The organism is Kocuria sp. U4B (assembly GCF_054875615.1).
Genome location: NZ_CM142180.1, coordinates 2603616 through 2619527 on the forward strand (window position 1 = coordinate 2603616; position 15912 = coordinate 2619527).

Annotated in this window: 13 protein-coding genes, 1 tRNA gene and 2 pseudogenes; 10 read left to right on the plus strand and 6 right to left on the minus strand. The window is 72.5% G+C overall.

The window, feature by feature from the left end; genetic code table 11:
* The first annotated feature begins 79 nt into the window (after nucleotides 1-79).
* Nucleotides 80-2338 carry an HAD-IB family hydrolase gene (locus ACYSMR_RS12345; RefSeq protein WP_461745559.1) on the plus strand — a complete coding sequence of 753 codons (2259 nt, stop codon included), beginning with the start codon at nucleotides 80-82 and terminating at the stop codon, nucleotides 2336-2338.
* Nucleotides 2339-2394: 56 nt separating this feature from the next.
* The gene (locus ACYSMR_RS12350; RefSeq protein WP_309125915.1) at nucleotides 2395-2970 is read left to right on the plus strand and encodes a TetR/AcrR family transcriptional regulator; all 576 of its coding nucleotides are present in this window, start codon (nucleotides 2395-2397) and stop codon (nucleotides 2968-2970) included.
* A gap of 22 nt (nucleotides 2971-2992) precedes the next feature.
* On the opposite strand, the gene ACYSMR_RS12355 is transcribed toward ACYSMR_RS12350, so the two are convergent.
* Complete coding sequence (locus ACYSMR_RS12355) at nucleotides 2993-4267, minus strand: DUF4032 domain-containing protein (RefSeq protein ID WP_461745562.1); 1275 nt, start codon at nucleotides 4265-4267, stop codon at nucleotides 2993-2995.
* Nucleotides 4268-4370: 103 nt separating this feature from the next.
* On the opposite strand from ACYSMR_RS12355, the gene ACYSMR_RS12360 reads away from it, so the two are divergent.
* A complete protein-coding gene (locus tag ACYSMR_RS12360) occupies nucleotides 4371-5189 on the plus strand; it encodes a MurR/RpiR family transcriptional regulator (protein WP_461745564.1) in 819 nt (272 codons plus the stop codon).
* Between the two features lie 20 nt (nucleotides 5190-5209).
* On the opposite strand, the gene ACYSMR_RS12365 is transcribed toward ACYSMR_RS12360, so the two are convergent.
* The 4 genes and pseudogenes from ACYSMR_RS12365 to ACYSMR_RS12380 all read right to left on the minus strand — a co-directional run bounded on the left by ACYSMR_RS12365 (nucleotide 5210) and on the right by ACYSMR_RS12380 (nucleotide 9312).
* A complete protein-coding gene (locus ACYSMR_RS12365; protein ID WP_461745566.1) occupies nucleotides 5210-5611 on the minus strand; it encodes a hypothetical protein in 402 nt (133 codons plus the stop codon).
* A 129-nt stretch (nucleotides 5612-5740) separates the two neighbouring features.
* Nucleotides 5741-6909 (minus strand): annotated as a pseudogene (locus ACYSMR_RS12370) (ABC transporter ATP-binding protein).
* A gap of 115 nt (nucleotides 6910-7024) precedes the next feature.
* Nucleotides 7025-7834 (minus strand): trehalose-phosphatase, encoded by an 810-nt coding sequence (gene otsB, locus ACYSMR_RS12375; protein ID WP_461745568.1) that lies wholly within the window; start codon nucleotides 7832-7834, stop codon nucleotides 7025-7027.
* A complete protein-coding gene (locus tag ACYSMR_RS12380; RefSeq protein WP_461745570.1) occupies nucleotides 7831-9312 on the minus strand; it encodes an alpha,alpha-trehalose-phosphate synthase (UDP-forming) in 1482 nt (493 codons plus the stop codon). Before ACYSMR_RS12380 ends, otsB begins: the two co-directional genes overlap by 4 nt.
* Before the next feature lie 164 nt (nucleotides 9313-9476).
* Here ACYSMR_RS12380 and ACYSMR_RS12385 point away from each other — a divergent pair, with 164 nt between their 5' ends.
* Together ACYSMR_RS12385 and ACYSMR_RS12390 are read left to right on the plus strand one after the other, a co-directional pair.
* Nucleotides 9477-10352 (plus strand): DsbA family protein, encoded by an 876-nt coding sequence (locus ACYSMR_RS12385; RefSeq protein ID WP_461745572.1) that lies wholly within the window; start codon nucleotides 9477-9479, stop codon nucleotides 10350-10352.
* A 142-nt stretch (nucleotides 10353-10494) separates the two neighbouring features.
* Nucleotides 10495-10571 (plus strand) — tRNA-Thr (locus ACYSMR_RS12390).
* A gap of 39 nt (nucleotides 10572-10610) precedes the next feature.
* On the opposite strand, the gene ACYSMR_RS12395 is transcribed toward ACYSMR_RS12390, so the two are convergent.
* Entirely contained in the window at nucleotides 10611-10769 is a 159-nt protein-coding gene (locus ACYSMR_RS12395; protein ID WP_461745574.1) for a hypothetical protein, read from the minus strand.
* A 222-nt stretch (nucleotides 10770-10991) separates the two neighbouring features.
* On the opposite strand from ACYSMR_RS12395, the gene ACYSMR_RS12400 reads away from it, so the two are divergent.
* The 5 genes and pseudogenes from ACYSMR_RS12400 (at nucleotide 10992) to ACYSMR_RS12420 (ending at nucleotide 15892) form a co-directional block, all read left to right on the plus strand.
* The gene (locus ACYSMR_RS12400; RefSeq protein ID WP_461745576.1) at nucleotides 10992-11222 is read left to right on the plus strand and encodes a hypothetical protein; all 231 of its coding nucleotides are present in this window, start codon (nucleotides 10992-10994) and stop codon (nucleotides 11220-11222) included.
* Nucleotides 11223-11344: 122 nt separating this feature from the next.
* Entirely contained in the window at nucleotides 11345-11470 is a 126-nt protein-coding gene (locus ACYSMR_RS12405; protein ID WP_461745578.1) for a hypothetical protein, read from the plus strand.
* Nucleotides 11471-12717: 1247 nt separating this feature from the next.
* Nucleotides 12718-13705, plus strand: a pseudogene (locus tag ACYSMR_RS12410) (IS481 family transposase).
* Between the two features lie 282 nt (nucleotides 13706-13987).
* The gene (locus tag ACYSMR_RS12415) at nucleotides 13988-15052 is read left to right on the plus strand and encodes a glycoside hydrolase family 26 protein (protein WP_461745580.1); all 1065 of its coding nucleotides are present in this window, start codon (nucleotides 13988-13990) and stop codon (nucleotides 15050-15052) included.
* 183 nt (nucleotides 15053-15235) lie between these two features.
* Nucleotides 15236-15892 carry a hypothetical protein gene (locus tag ACYSMR_RS12420; protein ID WP_461745582.1) on the plus strand — a complete coding sequence of 219 codons (657 nt, stop codon included), beginning with the start codon at nucleotides 15236-15238 and terminating at the stop codon, nucleotides 15890-15892.
* Nucleotides 15893-15912 lie beyond the last annotated feature (20 nt).

A 15912-nucleotide genomic window follows, 5' to 3' on the forward strand; every position in this document is an offset into this window, starting at 1 on the left:
CGCCGTGGCCGGCCCGCGCCCTGCCCCCCCGCCCGCTCCGCACGGACGGCGGACCAGCACACCACCCGGAGGAACATCCTTGACCGAGACCCCCACCACGCGCGTCCTGCTCACGGGCGCCACCGGCTTCCTCGGCCAGGCCGTGCTCGAACGTCTGCTCTCCGCCCACGAGGGCGTGCACGTCACCGCGGTCGTGCGGCCCAAGGGCAGCATCACCGGGGAGCAGCGGCTGCGGCAGCTGCTGCGCAAGCCCGTGTTCCGCGGGTGGCGCGAGGCCCTGGGGGAGGAGGAGGCCCGCCGGGTCTTCGCCGAGCGCACCGCCGTGCTGGAGGGCGACCTCTCCGCGCTCGCGGAGATCACCGACCCGTTCGACGTGGTGATCCACTCGGCCTCGACCGTCTCCTTCGACCCGCCCATCGACGAGGCGTTCACCACCAACGTCGGGGGCGCCCAGGGCCTCTACGACGCGCTGCTGGCCTCCGGGCAGGACCCCCACGTGATCCACGTGTCCACCTGCTACGTCGGGGGCATCGCCAAGGGGCTGCGCCCCGAGGCGCCCGTGGACCACGACGCCGACTGGTCCGCCGAGTTCCACGCGGCGCTGCAGGCGCGCGACGAGGCCGAGATGGCGTCCCGGGCCCCCGAGCAGCTGCAGGCCGTCATCGACGCCGCCGCGGCCGGTCACGGCAAGGAGGGCCCCAAGTCGGTGGCCCGCGCCGCGGAGGCCGCCCGCCAGGAGTGGATCCGCACCCGGCTCGTCGAGTACGGGCGGACCCGCGCCCAGTCCCTCGGCTGGACGGACGTCTACACCTTCACCAAGGCCCTCGGCGAGCGCATCGCCGAGCAGAAGTGGGCCGGCACCGGCCACCGGCTGTCCGTGGTGCGCCCGTCCATCATCGAGTCCGCGCTGCGCCACCCGTACCCGGGGTGGATCGACGGCTACAAGGTCGCCGACCCGCTGATCATGGCCTACGCCAAGGGCGCGCTGCCGGAGTTCCCGGGGCTGCCGGACTCGGTGCTGGACGTCATCCCCGTGGACCTGGTGGTCAACGCGATCGTGGCGCTGGCCACGGGAGGCCACCGGGCGCCGTCGGGCGAGGTCACCGCGCCGGGCGCCCCAGACCCGGAGCCGGGCTACTACCAGGTGTGCTCCGGCGCCTCGAACCCGCTGCCGTTCCACGAGATGTACGAGAACGTGCACACGTTCTTCACCGCCCACCCGCTCGAGGACGCCGAGGGCAACCCCATCCGGGTGCCCGAGTGGAAGTTCCCCGCCAACAACGCCGTGGAGCGCTCGCTGGCCGTCAAGGAGAAGCTCTCGGCCGTGGGCGGGAAGCTCACCGCGGTGCTGCCCGCGACCTCCCGGACCCGCGAGTGGGCCAACTCCCTGCACCGGGTGCAGTCCGGGCTCGGCTCCCTGCGCACCTACGTGGACCTCTACCAGTCCTACACGCGCACCGAGATGATCTTCGACGACGCCCGCACCCGCCAGCTCAACGACTCCCTGCCGGCCGGCACCCCCGAGGACCTCACCTTCGACGTCCGCGCCGTCGACTGGACCGACTACTGGCAGAACGTCCACCTGCCGGCCCTGACGGACATGACCAAGGCCTACGGCCGGCTCCGGGCGGCGGCCAAGCGGCGCAACGCCCCGAAGCGGGCGCTGAGCGAGGGCACGGACGTGGTCGCGGTCTTCGACCTCGAGGGCACCGTCCTCGACTCCACGGTCATCCACCAGTACCTGCAGCTGCGCCGGCGCACGCTGAGCCCGGCCAAGTGGCCGGCCGAGCTGGCCGACCTCGTCTCCAGCGCCCCGACCTACCTCAAGGCCGAGAAGCGGGACCGCGGCGAGTTCATCCGCGCGTTCATGCGCCGCTACCAGGGCGTGCCGGCCGCGACCGTCCGCGAGCTCGTGTCCGGGCCGCTGGGCCAGGACATGCGGCGGCTGCTCAAGCCCGGGGCCCTGGCCCGGATCCAGGAGCACCGGGCCGCGGGCCACCGCACCGTGCTGGTCACCGGGTCGATCGACCTGCTCGTGGAGCCGCTCGCGCACCTGTTCGACGAGGTCGTGGCCGGGCGGATGGACGAGCGCGACGGCGTGATGACCGGCTACCTGGCCACCCCGCCCCTCGTGGACGAGGCCCGGGCCCAGTGGCTGAAGAAGTACACCGAGGGCGGGGGCTTCGACCTCTCCCGCTCGTACGGCTACGGGGACTCCCACGCGGACGCCAGCTGGCTCTCGCTCGTGGGCCACCCCTACGCCGTCAACCCGGATCTGGCCCTGTACCGGCTGGCGCGGCGCAACCACTGGCCCGTCGAGGACTGGAAGACGGCCTGACCGCCCCCGCGGCGGACGGCGGCGGGCGGCGGCGGCACGGGCAGGAGGGGACGGCGATGGCCGGCGACGACCGGACCGACCCGCGGACCGTGTCCACGGACAAGAAGATCACCGCGGCGGCGCTCGCCCTCCTGCGGGAGGGCGGGCCCCAGCGGGTGACGATCGAGGCGGTCTCGGCGGCCTCCGGGGTGGCCAAGACGTCGATCTACCGGCGCTACGCCAACAGCCTGGAGATGCTCGAGGGCGCCCTGGGCCACGCCGGGTCCACGTACACCCCGCAGCGGCCGGCGGCCCCCGCCAACTGGGAGGACGGGCTGGCCGAGGCGCTGCACTTCCTGCTGCAGGACATGGGGATCGGCGTGGCGGTGTCCCTGCTGAGCGACCCCCTCTCGGAGACCTCCCGGATCCTGCGCGAGCACCTGGTCCGGCCGCGGGTGGAGCGGCTGCGGGAGCTGCTCGTCGCCGAGATCGCAGCGGGCCGGCTGAGTGCGGACCTCGACGTCGACGTAGTCCTGGACTTCGTCCTCGGCTCCGCCTACTCCCACGTGGCCCGCTACGGCGAGCTGGGGGAGGACTGGCCCGCTCGGGTGCACCGGACCCTCACCGGGGTCCTGGGCGCGCACCGGAGCTGACGCCCCTCCGGCCGCGGCCGGCTCAGAAGATCTCCTGCTCGTCCGGGCGCAGGGCCAGCTGAGAGGCCACGTAGTCCCGGACCGCGGCGGGGGTCGGCACGTCCTTGCCGACGCGCTCGGACATGAACCAGCGGTGCTCGAGGACCTCGTGCACGATCTCGGCGGGCTCGAGCTTGCGGCGCATCGACGGGGGAACGGCCTCCATGATCGGGGAGAAGACCTCGCGCATCCACAGCTGGGCCACGAGCTCCTCGTCGAGGCCCGGGTAGAGGTCCTGGCCGAGCTGGGCGATGTCGGTCAGCAGGCGCCGCGCCTGGTTCTCGTGGGTCCGCAGGCCGGTGAGCCGCTGCAGCCGCCGGGTGTGGTGGCCCGGCTCCACGACCTGGGGGCGCAGCCGGATCCGCCCCTCGTCGGTCTCCAGCGACGCCTCCTCGACGTCGAAGCCGAGCTCGTTGAGCCGGCGCACCCGCTCGACCACCCGCCAGCGCTCGTCCATGCTGAAGGACTCCTCCACCGTCAGCTCCCGCCACAGGAAGCTGTAGGTGGCGACGAGCCGGTCGGAGACCTCGAAGGGGTCGATCGCGTCGGTGAGGTCGTGGCCCTCCTCGGCGGCCCCGGCCAGCAGGTCCATGATCTCCCCGGCCACGTTGGTGCGGGCCAGCTCGATGTCGTACCCCCGCTGGCCCCGGGTCAGCTCCGGGTGCAGCTCCCCGGTCTCCGCGTCCACGAGGTAGGCCGCGAACGCGCCGGCGTCCCGGCGGAACAGGGTGTTGGACAGGGAGACGTCGCCCCAGTAGAACCCGGACAGGTGCAGCTGGACGATGAGGGACGCGAGGGCGTCCACGAGCCGCTCGACGGTCGCCGCGTGGGGGCCGGCGGAGAAGATCGCCCGGTAGGGCAGGGAGAAGCTCAGGTGGTCCGTCACCAGCGCGGCGGGCAGCTCCTCGCCCTCGGGGGTGTACCGGTGGGTGACCACGCTGTCCGGGACGACGGAGGGAATGCCCATGCGGTTGAGCCGGCGCAGGATGGCGTACTCGTGCCGGGCGTAGTGGGGCGTGGTCTCCTTCACGGCCACGACCTTCTCGCCGGCGTGGGCGAAGCGCACCACGTGGCGCGAGATGCCGCGGGGGAGGGCGGCCAGGACGTCGTCCGGCCACTGCTCGAGGGGAACCTCCCACGGCAGCTCCAGCAGCACGGGGTCCGGGAACGCTGTCTGGATCGAGACCCGCCGGGATCCCCCGCCGGGCGGAGGGGCGTCGTCCGGCAGGCGGGCGTCCGACTCCGCGAATGCCTTCATACCGCGCCATGCTACCAAGCCCGGTGCGCGACCCTCTCCCGCCCGCCCGTCGGGCGGGACCGGGCCGACGCCGCCGGGGCCGCGGCTGGCTAGGGTGGTGAGGGTGTCCATCGAACAGCGCATCCACGCCCGCTACGACGAGCTCTCGCCCCAGGAGCGGCGGGCCGCCGACCTGATCCTGGACCACCTCGACGACCTCGCCCTGTACAGCTCCGCGGAGCTGGCGCAGATGAGCGGGGTCTCCCGCGCGACCCTGTCCCGGCTCTACCGGCACCTCGGCTTCGAGTCCTTCACCGAGGTGAAGGAGATGGCCCGCAGCCTGCGCCAGCAGGGCGTGCCCCTCGGCGCCGGCACCGACCCCGAGCTGGCGCAGCACCTCGAGCAGGAGCTGAAGAACCTCCGCCGGGTCTTCGACCCGGCGGACGACCGCCTGGCGCGCTCGGTCTCCGCGCTCGCCGAGGCGGAACGGGTGCTGCTGATCGGGCTGCGCAACAGCCACGCCGTCGCCCTGCACCTGAAGCAGCAGCTCCAGCAGGCCCGTCCCGGGGTGCGCCTCGCGCCCCTGCCCGGACAGACCCTCGGCGAGGAGCTCGTGGACCTCGGCGAGGGCGACGTGGTCGTGCTGGTGGGGTTCCGCCGCCGCCCCCGCGGCTTCGACGTGCTCGTGGAGGCGTGCACGGCGACCGGCGCGCGGGTGCTGCTGGTGGCGGACGCGACGGCCCGCCGGTACGCGGGAGGCGTCGACCTGTGGCTCGAGTGCCCCCTGGACAGCATCGGGCCCTTCGACTCCTACGCGACGGCCATGAGCCTGGTCGCGGTGCTGGCCGACGGGGTGCTGGCCGCCACCGGGGCGCAGGGCCGGCGGCGCGTGGAGCGCACGGCCGAGCTCTACGACCGGCTGGACGAGCTCGACCTGCGCTGAGCCCCGGTACGGGCCCGGGCTCAGCGCGGGACGCCGGACCGGGCGGCCACGAGGTGCTCGAGCAGCGGGACCAGCGAGCAGAGCAGGATCGAGGCGAGGGGCACGACCACGACGGCGCCCATCGCCGCCACCGACGCCTCTCGACGGCCGAGGACGAGGATGATGACCGGGGCCATCGCCACGAGCGGCAGTGAGCGCAGCGGCATGGCCAGGGGCATCAGGGCGTGCTCGACCCCGCGGAACAGGGCGAAGACCGCCGCCACGACGACGGCGAGCACGAGGCCGGTCACGACGCGGGGCGCGGCGTCTTCCAGGGTGGTGCCCAGCTGGCCGAGGACGCTCCGCCGGTCCGCGGCCGCCTCGGGGCCGGTGACGAGGTGGGCCCACACGTCCACGGCGGTCTTGCCGATGAACGAGGTCATGTCGAAGACCTGCCGCAGCAGCCAGAGCCGTGCGACCGCCGGAAGGGAGACGGCCGGGACGCGAGGACGCCCTCCCCGGGCGGGGGAGGGCGTTCTCGCGTCGTGCACCGCGCAGCGGCCGGAGGGGCGTCAGTCGGGGAGGCGGGTGCCGGTGGTGGCGTCGAACAGGTGCAGGCGGGTGGTGTCGGGGGCGACCCACAGGGTGGTCCCGGGCCGGGGCGGGGTGCGCCCGGCGACCCGGACGATGATCTCGTGGGCCCCCGGACCCTCCTCGGCGCCCGCCGCCCCCGCCTCCGCCTCCGCGCCGGCGGTGGCGGTGGGGTCGATCTGCACCACCGTGTGCGCGGCGGTGACCGGGGCGAGGTGGCCGTAGACGAACGCGTCGGCCCCGAGCTCCTCCACCACATCGGCCACGATCGGCAGCCCCGTGCCCTCCGGGGCCGGGGCCAGGTCCTCCGGGCGGATCCCCACGGTGACCTGCCCGCCGGTCAGCGCCGCCTCCTGCTCCCGGCTCAGCTGGACCCGCACCGTGCCGAACACCGCCGCCCCGGCCCGCACCGGCGCCCGGAAGAGGTTCATCGCCGGGGAGCCGATGAACCCGGCCACGAACTCCGAGTTGGGCCGGTCGTAGAGCGCCCGGGGGTGTCGACCTGCATGAGGTGCCCGTCCTTGAGCACGGCCACCCGGTCGCCCATGGTCATCGCCTCCACCTGGTCGTGGGTGACGTAGACGGTGGTGACCCCCAGCCGGCGGGTGAGGGAGGCGATCTGGGTGCGGGTCTGCACCCGCAGCTTCGCGTCCAGGTTCGACAGCGGCTCGTCCATGAGGAACACCTGCGGGGAGCGCACGATCGCCCGGCCCATGGCCACCCGCTGGCGCTGGCCCCCGGACAGGGCCTTGGGCTTGCGGTCCAGGTAGGGGGTCAGGTCAAGGATCTTCGCGGCCTCCTCCACCCGGCGCCGTCTCTCCTCGGCACCGACCTTGGCGATCTTCAGGGCGAAGCCCATGTTCTCGGCCACGCTCATGTGGGGGTACAGGGCGTAGTTCTGGAACACCATCGCGATGTCGCGGTCGCGGGAGGGGACCTCGGTGACGTCGCGGTCGCCGATGAAGATCGACCCGGCGGTGACCTCCTCGAGTCCGGCGAGCATCCGCAGCGTGGTGGATTTGCCGCACCCCGACGGGCCCACCAGCACGAGGAACTCCCCGTCGGCGATCTCCAGGTTCAGGTCCGTCACCGAGGGCCGCACGGCCCCGGGATACTGACAGGTGACGTTGGCGTAGCGCACAGCAGACATGGTCCAAGCCTCTTTCCCGGCAGGCACGTGCCGGACGATCCGAAGGAAAAAGCAACCCGGTGCGGGTCGATGTGATCCTACTCACGTCCGGAGGCGGTGCGGCAGCGACGCGCCGTCAGCCGAGGGCCTCCCGCCGCCACGCGGCCAGCCGTGCCAGCGCGGCGGCCAGCTCGGCGGGGGAGCGCACCCGGTGGGCGGCGGCGGTGTCCCCCGAGCCGACCTTGATCCCGACGTCGCCCGGTCCCAGTTCGCGCATCGCGTTCTCGTCGGTGACGTCGTCGCCGGCGAACAGGGTCACGTCGGCGCCGGTGGCCTGCATGAACGCGGTGATGCCCTCGCCCTTCGTCGCGGAGTGCGCGGAGGACTCGACGACGTGCTGGCCCGGGGTGACCTTCAGGCCCTCGAGCTGCTCGAACGCCTCAATCATCTCCCGCTCCGCCCGGGCGCACAGGGACTGGTCGCGCATGGTGCGGGTGTGGAAGGCCGCACCCGTGGGCTTGCGCTCCAGCCGCGACCCCGGGTAGCGCCCCACCTGCTCCTGGACGAGCGCGGTGGCGCGCGCCAGCAGCTGCGCCTGGGCGGGGGTGAGCTGCACGGCGGCGTCCCCGGCCGCTGCGCCCAGCGCCTCCAGGTGCATCTCCGCCCCGTGCGAGCCGGAGAGCAGCATCCGCCCCGCCGGGTCCACGTCCGAGCGCAGGAACGCCATGGGCCGCCCGGAGATGACCGCCACGTACGTGCGGTCCAGGGCGAGCAGCTCCTCCAGGGCGGACTGCGCCTCGGGCAGGGCCCGGCTGTCGGCGGGGTCGTCCGTGAACGGGGCCAGGGTCCCGTCGAAGTCCAGGGCGACCAGCAGCGTCCCGGCGCGGGCTGCCCGGTCGAGGGCGTCGTCGAGACCCCGGTGGGCGTCCTCGTGCGGGCCCGTCATCGCTGCTCCTCCGGGCCGGCCGCGGGACGGGTGCGGGCGAGGTCGCGCAGGAACGCCTCCGACCAGTCGTTGACGTCGTTGCCCAGCACCTGGCGGCGCATCGAGCGCATCCGCTTCTTCGCCTCCGCCGGGGGCATGTCCTTGGCGCGCAGCATCGCGTCCTTGAGCCCGTCGATGTCGTGCGGGTTCACGAGCAGGGCCTGCCGCAGCTGCTCGGCCGCGCCCGTGAACTCGGAGAGGACGAGCGCGCCCGACCCGTCCGTCTTCGCCGCGACGTACTCCTTGGCCACCAGGTTCATCCCGTCCCGCAGAGAGGTCACGAGCATGACGTCGGTGGCCAGGTAGAGGGCGACCATCTCCTCGAACGGGTAGCCGTGGTGCAGGTAGCGGATCGCGGTGTGGGAGATGGTGTCGAACTGCCCGTTGAGGTGGCCCACCACCCCCTCCACCTGCTCGCGCAGCTGGACGTAGGACTCCACCCGCTCCCGGGACGGGTTGGCTACCTGCACCAGCACGGAGGGGCCCACCTCGATCCGGCCGTCCTCGAGCAGCTCCCCGTAGGCCTTGATCCGGTGGATGATGCCCTTGGTGTAGTCGAGGCGGTCCACGCCGAGGAACACGGTCTCCGGGTTCCCGAGCTCCTCCCGGATCTCCTGGGCCCGCCGCTTGATCTCCGGGCGGGAGGCCAGCTCCTGGATCGCCTCGGCGTCGATCGAGATCGGGTAGGCGTGGGCGCGGACGGTCCACTCGGCGTCGCCGTTGCCGAAGCTGGCCTCGCCGTTCCTGAAGGCCACGTCGAGGAACCGGCGCACGCAGCGCTGGAAGTTCTGGGCGTCCCCGGGCCGCTGGAAGCCGATGAGGTCCGCCCCCGAGAGCCCCTCGAGCACCGCCCGGCGCCACGGCAGCTGCGCGAAGATCTCCAGGGGCGGGAACGGGATGTGGTTGAAGAACCCGATCGTGAGGTCCGGGCGGAGGTCCCGGAGCATCTTCGGGACGAGCTGCAGCTGGTAGTCCTGCACCCACACGGTGGCGTTCTCGGCGGCGACCTCGGCCGTCATCTCGGCGAAGCGGCGGTTGACCCGGCGGTAGACGTTCCACCACGCGCGGTGGAACTCCGGGGGCGCGATGACGTCGTGGTACAGCGGCCACAGCGTGGCGTTGGAGAATCCCTCGTAGTACGCCTCGACCTCCTGGGCGGACAGCGGCACGGGGGCGAGGTGGAAGACGTCGTGGTCGAAGCGCTCCAGCGTCTCGTCGGCCGCCCCGTGCCAGCCCACCCAGGCGCCGTCGTTGCGGGCCATCACGGGCGAGAGGGCGGCCACGAGCCCGCCGGGGGAGCGCCGCCACGAGGCCGTGCCGTCCTCGACGACGCGCTCGACCGGCAGGCGGTTGGACACGACGACGAAGTCGTATCCCTGCTCCGGGGCTCCGTCCTCCCGCCGCGGGGTGGTGGGTGCGGGGCTCTGCTCTGCGCTCACGGGGGAGTCCTTCCGTCGGTCTTCGGCGTCCTGCCGCCCAGTCTAATCGTCAGTACACTCATGGTTTCCCTGGGTGCCCGCTGAGTCGGCGCGTACGGGCCGGTCCGATAATCTGGGCCTCGACACCGCCCGCATCCGCCCCCGAGGATCTCCGAGAAGGACCCATGGCTTCCAGCAGCAGCCCAGACCCGAAGCACCAGAGCCGCGACGCCGCCCGCGAGCGGGCCCGCCAGATCGCCGACCAGCACGCCCGGCAGGACAAGCGCTCCCGTCGGCTGCTCCAGTTCGGCATCCTCGCCCTGGTCCTGGTGATCCTGGCCGTGATCGGCGTCGTGGTGGCGCAGAACCGCGCCCAGCAGATCCCGGAGGCCGGGCCCGTGCCGGCCAGCGCCAACCAGTGGGGCGGCACCGTGCTCACCGCGGACGGGGTCGTCAAGGACGGCTCCGAGGTCGCCGAGCGCGATCTCGCCGAGGTGCCCGAGGCCCCGAAGAGCCCGGACGCGAACGCCGTCCCGCCGGGGATCGTCGACCCGGCGCAGGCCGAGGAGTCCGACGACCCCGTGCAGGTCGTGATCTTCCAGGACTTCGAGTGCGTGCACTGCGCCGACTTCGAGAAGGAGAACGGCGCCGCCCTGGAGGAGGCCGTGACCGCCGGGGACATCACCCTGGAGTACCGCAACCTCAACTTCCTCGACCGGGCGACCCCCACCCAGTACTCCTCCCGCGCCGCGAGCGCCGCCTACGAGGTCGGCAACCAGGTCTCCACCGAGCAGTACCTGGCCTACGTCGAGGAGGTCTTCTCCCACCAGGGCACCGGCGGGCTGGACGACGAGCAGCTCGTAGAGATCGCCGCCAAGCACGGCGCCGACATCGGTTCCGCCCTGGAGGAGAACACCTGGCGCCCGCTGGTCAACGTGGTCTCCCAGGAGGCCCTGGCCCACGGCGTGTCCGGCACCCCGACCGTGTTCATCGACGGCGAGAAGCTCGGCAACGAGGCCTTCCAGGACGCGCTCGACGAGGCGATCAAGGCCAACAAGTAGGGCTCGTGCCTGCAGCGCGACGGCGCCGCGCCCCCTGCCGGGCGCGGCGCCGTCGCCATGTCCGGCCCAGGGCGATTTAGGCGGTGCCCCAGGGGTCCGATATCCTGGGTAACCGTCCGTCCGGCCCCGCCGGCGGACGCCCGCCTCCTTAGCTCAGCTGGCCAGAGCACCTGTCTTGTAAACAGGGGGTCACCGGTTCGAATCCGGTAGGGGGCTCCACCTGCTCCCACTGCACCTCGTCCCGCTCCGGACCCGCGGTCAGGTCCTGCTGACCCACGTGCCGACGGGCAGACGGGTCCTCCGGCGCGGCTTCTGCCGCTCGAGCAGAGCGGTCCGGACCCGGGCCACCGTGACGGTGGTCAGGAGCGTCGCGGAGAGCGCGACGGCCGTCACGTAGAGGGCGAGCACAGCGGTCATGGCGTCCTGTCGGGGAGGAGTCGGGGGCCGCGCGGCGCGGCCACGACAGGAATACCAGGACCCGGGGCGCGACGACCCCGGACGACCGGACGCCCACGTGGGAGCGCGTGTCGACGGGTCCTCTCCCCGCTCCACACCGTGCCTCAAAATTCCGGCGCAACCATGCGAGCGCGGGGCGGGAACGGTGGCATGTGCCGAGATCCCCTCCGACGCTTGAGGGGCGTGACGATGATGCGAAGACTTCGGACGACGACGGTTGCCACTCTGCCGCTGACCGTGGGTCTCGTGGCGCCGCCGGCGGCGGCCGCGGGCTACGACGTCGATTCGGTGCCCAGCCTGCAGATCGTCGTCAACAAGCACCGGAAGCTCGACCTGGAGACCTGCACGCCCAAGAGGTTCGGCCGTATGCAGTCCGAGCAGCCAAGCAGGGCGCGGAGACCGGCGTTCCGGTGAGCGGATACCGCTCCTGCTTGTAGCAGGCGTGCCTCTGTGGCAGCTGCGTCCAGCCGCACGGGCCGGCCACGGCGGACGACCTCACCTGGCACCGGCGCGGCCACAGCGAGCATCGGACGGGCTTGGCCATGGACGTGGGCAACGCGAGCGGCGCCTGCGCGCTCCGGGCCTGCTTCGAGGTCGCGCCCGTGGGCTCCAAGCTCATCGCGGCTCTGCAGGAGGACGCCGGCCGGAGTGCCATCGGCTAGCTGCTCACGCTGCCGACCTTTGAGGAGTTCTTCGGCCTGGAGGTGGCCCTCGACTACCGCGAGGGCTGAGGCCGGTAGGTCCCCGGGGCAGGGGGACCTTGTCATGACCCGGAGAGGACGCCCGCCACCTGGCTGGACATCGGATGCTTCGACATCCGATGCGGGTGACCGGAGGCGGTTCCGCTCCGATCGACGTCCGTGAGGTTGTGGCTGTGTCACGGACTACGGCAGTCGGGGCATCAACCCAGCTCTGCCGGCTTGATTCCAGCGTTGCGGCCGAGAGACAGCCGGTATGGGATGCCCCCAACAGCATCTTCGCGAACTCGTCGAGAACACCATGGGGGCCGTGTCCGGGGTGCGTTTACCCGCCGGGGAGTACCCGACCGGAGGCTTCGCCGTGGCCACGTCGAAGCCGTTGCCGGCAATGTTTCTTCCGGCAGGCGTCCCTGGCCTCATGGAGATCCCCCGTGAAGGGAATGTGAGTGCGGTGGAGATCCTTGGCTCCGTGGTTCTGCGGCTTGCGGACCGTAACCGTGGCGACGCGTCGCCGATCCGTGGCCGTGAGGCCCTGCTCCGAAGAGGAAGCATCCGGGCCTGTCAGAAGACGGAAAGCGCGTCCTGCTGGTCATGGGGGTGGACTGCCGGGAGGTAGCCCCCGGTAACCTTTCCCGCCAGGCCGCCGGCCGAGGCTGTCGGATGCCAGCCCGGGGCACTAGTATCTGCCTACATCCTGGCGGGGGCCGGGATGCTGGGGGGTAGACAGTGCAGATTCACGAACCAACGTGCCCGCAGTGCGGGCCGGGATTCATCCAGATCACCGACTGGTCTCAGGCGCGGATGATGCAGATGAAGGGCAGGCCGGGGAGAGGAGGTGTCCCGGTGCAGGTGGCCCTGGCCGAAGTGGCGTATATCTGTCATGGCTGTGACTGTCCCTACACCCACTACGTGCCCAACGAATGGGTCCCTCCGAGTGGCTGGTTGACTGACCTCACCTGACACCGGCGCGGCCACAGCGAGCATCGGACGGGCCTGGCCATGGACGTGGGCAACGCGAGCGGCGCCTGCGCGCTGCGGGCCTGCTTCGAGGTCGCGCCCGTGGGCTCCAAGCTCATCGCGGCTCTGCAGGAGGACGTCGGCCGGAGTGCCATCGGCTAGGTGTACTGACCCACCAGGTTGTTGATGACAGGAGAGACCTCCGGGTCGAGTGTGGAGTTGTCTAGATTCCGGCCCGACCACGGAGGTCTCCCATGTCCCACGCTAATGCCCGGCTCACCCCGGCGGGACGGCGCATCCTGATCGATCGCATCACGACCGGGCGCCCGGTGGCGCACGTGGCCGCCGAGATGGGGATCTCGGCCACCACGGCCTGGCGGTGGTGGCGCCGATGGCAGCAGGAGGGCCCCGCCGGTCTGCTCGATCGGTCCTCCCGCCCGCACACGTGCCCGCACCGCACCCGCCCCTGCCTCGAGACGAGGATCCGCATCGCCCGATTCCTGACCCACCGCGGCCTGCTGGTCATCGCCCGGCTCACCGGAGTGCCGGCCGCCACGGTGGGCCGGGTCCTGGCCCGCTACGCCACCCCGCCGTTGACAGCGGTGGATCCGATCACCGGCACGGTGATCCGCACCAGCCGGGCCACGTCCCGGCGTTACGAACACCCCTATCCGGGATCACTGGTGCACCTGGATGTGAAGAAACTCGGCAGGATCCGAAGACGGCGGTGGCTGGCGATCCGATCCGGCCCCGAGCCGCCCCTGCACCGCACCAGCCACGAGAGGCTCGGCTACGACTTCGTGCACACCGCCATCGACGACCACTCCCGCCTGGCCTACACCGAAATCCACGACGACGAGAAGGGCGCGACCTGCGCGGGGTTCCTGGCCCGGGCCGCGGCCTACTTCGCCGACCACGGCATCAGGTCGATCGAGCGGGTGCTCACCGACAACGCCTTCGGTTACCGCAAGTCCACGGCATTCCGCGCCGCGGTGGCGGCCCTGGGCGCGCGACAAAAGTTCATCAAACCGCACTGCCCGTGGACCAACGGCAAGGCCGAACGCCTCAACCGCACCTTGGCCACCGAATGGGCCTACGCCCGTGCGTACACCGACTAACACTGAACGGGTGGAGGCCTTGCCCGATTGGCTGGAGCACTACAACCTGGACAGACCCCACACCGGCATCGGCGGCCTGTACCCGATCCAGCGCATCACCAACGCTGCGGGTCAGTACAGCTAGCTGCTCACGCTGCCGACCTTTGAGGAGTTCTTCGGCCTGGAGGCGGCCTGGAGGTGGCCCTCGACTACCGCGAGGGCTGAGCCCGGTAGGTCCCCGGGGCAGGGGGACCTTGTCATGACCCGGAGAGGACGCCCGCCACCTGGCTTTATGACGTCCGTGCTCGGCCCCGGGATCCGCCGGCGACGGCCGGTGCTACGTTGACCGCGCGATCCGGGCGCTGACGCCCGTCCCCCCAGCCCCGGCTCGTGGATCGCGGCGAGCCTCGGACCCAGGAGTGCCGCCGTGCCCCGTTTCCCCCGCCCCATGCTGTCCGCCGCGGTCGTCGCCGGAGCGCTGCTGCTCGCAGCCCCGGCCGCACCCGCTCTCGCCGCGCCGCTGACCGCCCCGGCCACCGCCAAGAAGGCCGGCAAGCCCACCCCCATGGCCACCGCGACCCCCACCCCCACCCCCACGGCCACCCTGACGCCTTCTCCGCAGGTGCGTTCCTGTCCTCTGCGCTTCGGCGTGGGCACCCCCGGCGGGGCCGGCGCCTCCGCCGAGCTGGCCGAGGTGGCCTCGCTGACCGGGGAGAAGCCCTCGATGGTGCTCGCCTACAAGGACTTCAAGCAACCGGTGCCCTACTGGGAGCTCGAGCAGGCCCGGGCCGCGGGGGCCACCACGCTGCTGACCTGGGAGCCGTGGACCTGGGGCGGAGGGATGAACCAGCCGGCCTACTCCCTGGACCGGATCGCCGCCGGGGACCACGACGCCTACATCACCGACTGGGCCACCCGCCTGGCCGGCTGGGGCCACCCGGTGATGCTGCGCTTCGGGCACGAGATGAACGGCAACTGGTACCCGTGGGCCGAGGGCGTCAACGGCAACGGGACCGGGGACTACGTCGCCGCCTGGCGCCACGTCCACGACATCTTCACCCGGGCCGGGGCCGACAACGTCCAGTGGGTGTGGAACCCGAACGTGCCCTACTGGGGCTCCACGCCCCTGGACGGGCTCTACCCCGGAGCCGCCTACGTCGACGTCGTGGCCCTGGACGGCTACAACTGGGGCACCTCCCAGTCCTGGTCCACCTGGCAGCAGCCGTGGGAGCTCTTCGGCTGGGGGCTCTCCGAGCTGCGGCGGATCGCCCCGGGCAAGGAGATCATCGTCGCCGAGACCGCCAGCGCCGAGGCCGGCGGGTCCAAGGCGCAGTGGAACGCCCACCTGGTGTACTACCTGGCCCGTGAGCCCGGGGTGACCGGGCTGGTGTGGTTCCACTACGACAAGGAGACCGACTGGCGCATCAACAGCAGCGCCACGTCGGCCGACGCGCTGCGCCAGGCCCTGGGCGCCCGCCCCTGCCCGGTCTGACCGGGGCGGTGGCGAGGACCTCTCCGCCCGGCCCGGCCGCGGGCTGCGCCGTGGCGCGCGCCACACGCGGTCATCGTGATCGCTAAAGCAAAGACAACGTGTAGCGTGTGCCGCAAGGACGGGCGCCACCCCCGGGTGTCCCGTCCGCCGTGGTCCGCCCCGGGACCGTGACGAGGAGCCCTGATGACAGTTCCCCTGCCCGCATCGTTCGGCCGGTGCCGCGGCCCCGCCGTCGCCGCCCTGCTCGCACTCGCGCTCATCGGGTGCGCCGGGGGGACGGCCCCCACGTCGCCGGACGCCTCCGCCGCGTCGGCTCCCTCCGCCGAGGCGTCGGCGACCGCGGAGCCCTCCCCGGAGTCCGCCCCCGCCTCCTCCGCCGCGGTCACGGCGGAGGCGAGCGCCGCCCCGTCCGGCAACGACGTGGCCCCCTACGACGAGACCGCCACCCGGGACGCCGGTGCGCGGTTCGGCACGCCCCAGCCCCTCGACGAGAACCTCGAGGCCGTCGTCGAGGGGCCGCGGCCCGCCACCACGGGGGAGCGCGCGGTGCGCGCGGCCCCCGGCACCCCCGTCCAGGTCTTCACCCTCACCCTCACCAACACCGGCTCCGCCCCCGTCGACGCCGTGCCCTGGTCCTTCCCCGTGGCGGTGGCCGCCGGGGAGCCCGCCGTCCCGGCCTTCGACGAGTCCCTGGGCGTGCGGATGGAGACCTTCCCGACCCTCGCCCCCGGGGAGTCCGCCTCCCTCGAGGTCGCCTTCACCGCCGCGCACGACGCCGAGCTGGCCCTGCGCGTCTTCGACAACACCACCCCCGACCACTACGTCGAGTTCACCGACTGACCCCCCAGCAAGGGACCTGC

Excerpts from the sequence above, each read along its gene's own strand:
- ACYSMR_RS12350 (WP_309125915.1), top strand. The coding sequence starts at position 2,395 with ATGGCCGGCGACGACCGGACCGACCCGCGGACCGTGTCCACGGACAAG.
- otsB (WP_461745568.1), bottom strand. The coding sequence starts at position 7,834 with ATGACGGGCCCGCACGAGGACGCCCACCGGGGTCTCGACGACGCCCTC.
- ACYSMR_RS12395 (WP_461745574.1), bottom strand. The coding sequence starts at position 10,769 with ATGACCGCTGTGCTCGCCCTCTACGTGACGGCCGTCGCGCTCTCCGCG.
- ACYSMR_RS12365 (WP_461745566.1), bottom strand. The coding sequence starts at position 5,611 with ATGACCTCGTTCATCGGCAAGACCGCCGTGGACGTGTGGGCCCACCTC.
- ACYSMR_RS12420 (WP_461745582.1), top strand. The coding sequence starts at position 15,236 with ATGACAGTTCCCCTGCCCGCATCGTTCGGCCGGTGCCGCGGCCCCGCC.
- ACYSMR_RS12385 (WP_461745572.1), top strand. The coding sequence starts at position 9,477 with ATGGCTTCCAGCAGCAGCCCAGACCCGAAGCACCAGAGCCGCGACGCC.
- ACYSMR_RS12355 (WP_461745562.1), bottom strand. The coding sequence starts at position 4,267 with ATGAAGGCATTCGCGGAGTCGGACGCCCGCCTGCCGGACGACGCCCCT.